General features: G+C 65.1%; 4 protein-coding genes. All 4 read right to left on the reverse strand.

Features of this window, described 5'->3' with window-relative positions; translation table 11 throughout:
* The coding region (locus tag Q7T10_RS09925; RefSeq protein ID WP_304747749.1) for an acetaldehyde dehydrogenase (acetylating) at window positions 1-731 on the reverse strand (731 nt) is incomplete at its 3' end.
* 21 nt (window positions 732-752) lie between these two features.
* Complete coding sequence (locus tag Q7T10_RS09930; protein ID WP_304747751.1) at window positions 753-1547, reverse strand: SDR family NAD(P)-dependent oxidoreductase; 795 nt, start codon at window positions 1545-1547, stop codon at window positions 753-755.
* Between the two features lie 12 nt (window positions 1548-1559).
* Window positions 1560-2150: an antibiotic biosynthesis monooxygenase gene (locus Q7T10_RS09935; protein WP_304747753.1), complete on the reverse strand. Its 591-nt coding sequence runs from the start codon at window positions 2148-2150 to the stop codon at window positions 1560-1562.
* A gap of 14 nt (window positions 2151-2164) precedes the next feature.
* On the reverse strand, window positions 2165-2622 hold a 458-nt coding region (locus Q7T10_RS09940), incomplete at its 5' end, for a fumarylacetoacetate hydrolase family protein (RefSeq protein ID WP_304747755.1).

The following is a 2622-nucleotide window of genomic DNA, read 5'->3' on the forward strand; positions in this document are numbered from 1 at the left end:
TTGACCAGGCGGTAGCCGGGCACATACTTTTGCACTTCGGCCAGCATCTGGTGGATCGACGCGGTGATTTTTTCCTGATCGGGCGCGGTTTCGGTCAGGCAATGCACGGTGTCGCGCATCATCAGCGGCGGCTCGGCCGGGTTGATGATGATGATGGCCTTGCCCTTTTTGGCTCCGCCCACCTTCTCCACCGCGCCTGCGGTGGTGCGGGTGAATTCGTCGATGTTCTTGCGTGTGCCGGGGCCAACCGAGCGGCTCGACACGGTGGCGACGATTTCGCCATAGGCCACCGGCTGCACACGGCTGACTGCCGCCACCATCGGAATGGTCGCCTGGCCGCCGCAGGTCACCATGTTGACGTTCATCTCGCCCTTGCCCAGGTGTTCCATCAGGTTCACCGGCGGCACGCAGAAGGGACCGATGGCGGCGGGCGTCAGGTCGATCATCATCACGCCGAGTTCATTGAGCTTGCGCGAGTTTTCGGCATGCACGTAAGCGCTGGTGGCGTCAAAGGCGATCTGCACGCCGTCCGCCAGCACATGCGGCAGCAGGCCATCGACACCCTCGGCTGTAGTTTTGATGCCCATCTCGCGGGCACGTTTCAGGCCATCGGATTCAGGGTCGATGCCGACCATCCAGACCGGCTCCAGCACCGGGCTGCGTTGCAGTTTAGCCAGCAGGTCGGTGCCGATGTTGCCGGGCCCGATCAGGGCGCATTTGATTTTTTTCATGAAGACTCCACAAGTTGAGATTTAGATAAAGGTGCGCACCACGCCGCCTTCAACGCGCAGTGCTGCGCCGTTGGTGGCGGCGCTGCGCGGGCTGCAGATATAGGTCACCATCGCCGCGACTTCAGTCGGCTCAATGAAGCGCTGCAGCAGCGAAGTCGGGCGGGCAAATTTGAAAAAGTCGTGCTCGGCCTGCTGCAACGTTTGACCGGCGTCACGGGCCAGCGCGGCAAAAAACTCACCGACCCCCTCGGTACGGGTCGGGCCGGGCAGCACGCTGTTGACCGTCACGCCGGTGCCGGCACAGGTTTCCGCCAGACCGCGCGACACCGACAATTGCGCCGACTTGCTCATGCCGTAATGCACCATCTCAGCCGGCGGGCAAATGCCCGATTCGCTGGAGATGAACACGATGCGGCCCCAGCCGCGCGCTTTCATTCGAGGCAGGTGATGGCGGCTCAAGCGCACGCCACTCATCACATTGACCTCGAAGAAGCGCGTCCAGTCGTCGTCGCCAATCTGCTCGAAGGCCTTGGGCTCGAAAATCCCCAGGTTGTTGACCAGAATGTCGAGTTCGCCAGCGGCGCCCAGCAGTTGCTGGCAACCCGCCGGGGTGGACAGGTCTGCGGCGACACCGTCAACCGACGCCTCTGGCAATTCCGCCTGGATGCGCGCCACCGCGCTGGCCAGCCGGGCCGGGTCGCGCCCATTGAGAATGACGTGCGCGCCCTCGGCAGCCAGCTCGCGCGCAGTGGCCCAGCCGATGCCGGAGGTCGAACCGGTGATCAAGGCACGCTTGCCCTGGAGTTGAAGATCCATCTTGCTTGCCTATCAGGTCTTGTCCCGCTGAAGCGGGTACAGAAAGGGTTTGAGCCAGGTGGTGAGCCGCGGCGCCACCACCCAGGTCATGAGCAACACCACCAGCAGGGTGATCACCATCACGCGCGGCAGCAGCGGCCAGTCCGCCAGGAAGGGCGCCACCGTCAGGAACAGAAAGTACACCGTGGGAAAGATGCCCAGCCAGGTGACCACCGCCACTTTCCAGCGCGGGGGCGGCTTGTGGGCTGCGCTGCCGGCCGGGGTAAACCAGTGGCCCAGGCCGCTGACCTCGCGCAGCTGCGTGCTGCTCAGGGTGTGCGTGCCGATGACCTGCAGGCGCTCGGCGCGCTCGGGTGAGTTTTGCCAGGCTTGCAGATGCTCTGGCGTGTCAAACGCAAACACCGTATGGTAGAGGTTGCTTTCCTCGTCATCACCCTCCGGGTCCGGGCGCACCATCTGCCCGCCCAGATAGCCGGGGAACGGCCGCGCGGCCGCGGTCATGGCTGCGCAGGCCTGCTCGAAAGCGGCTTCATGGCCCGGCTTGACACGGCGCGACACCAGCACGGTGACCGCGCCAGCGGCAGGGGCAGCAGCAGTGCTCATCGGTCCAGCCGCCTTCAGTGAAAGCGCACCGAGCAACTGCCCATGCCGCCAATCGACATGCGGAAGTTGTCGCCCGCCTTGGCCGGCGCCATGGCAGCCAGTGCGCCGGAGAGGATGACCTCGCCGGCTTTCAGGCCGATGCCCAGGCGCCCGAGGGTGTTGGCCAGCCAGGCCACGGCATTTACCGGGGAGCCCAAAGCGGCGGCGCCGGCGCCGGTGCCGATGATCTCGCCGTTTTTCTCCAGCACCATGCCGCAGGTGGACAGGTCCACGCGGCGCGGGTCCACGGCGCAGTCGCCCAGCACAAAGACGCCGCAGGAGGCGTTGTCGGCCACGGTGTCCTGGATCTTGATCTTCCAGTCGCGGATGCGCGAGTCGACGATCTCGAAGCAGGGCATCACGCACTCGGTGGCGGCCAGCACGTCGGCGTTGCTGATGCCGGGGCCCATCAGGTCGCGCTTGAGAATGAAGG

The sequence above is a fragment of the Rhodoferax sp. genome, from assembly GCF_030646845.1.
In the GTDB taxonomy this organism is placed as follows: Bacteria; Pseudomonadota; Gammaproteobacteria; order Burkholderiales; family Burkholderiaceae_C; genus Rhodoferax.

What these genes read in the sequence shown, in the direction of transcription:
- Q7T10_RS09930 (WP_304747751.1), bottom strand. Translation starts at nt 1,547, where the DNA reads ATGGATCTTCAACTCCAGGGCAAGCGTGCCTTGATCACCGGTTCGACC.
- Q7T10_RS09935 (WP_304747753.1), bottom strand. Translation starts at nt 2,150, where the DNA reads ATGAGCACTGCTGCTGCCCCTGCCGCTGGCGCGGTCACCGTGCTGGTG.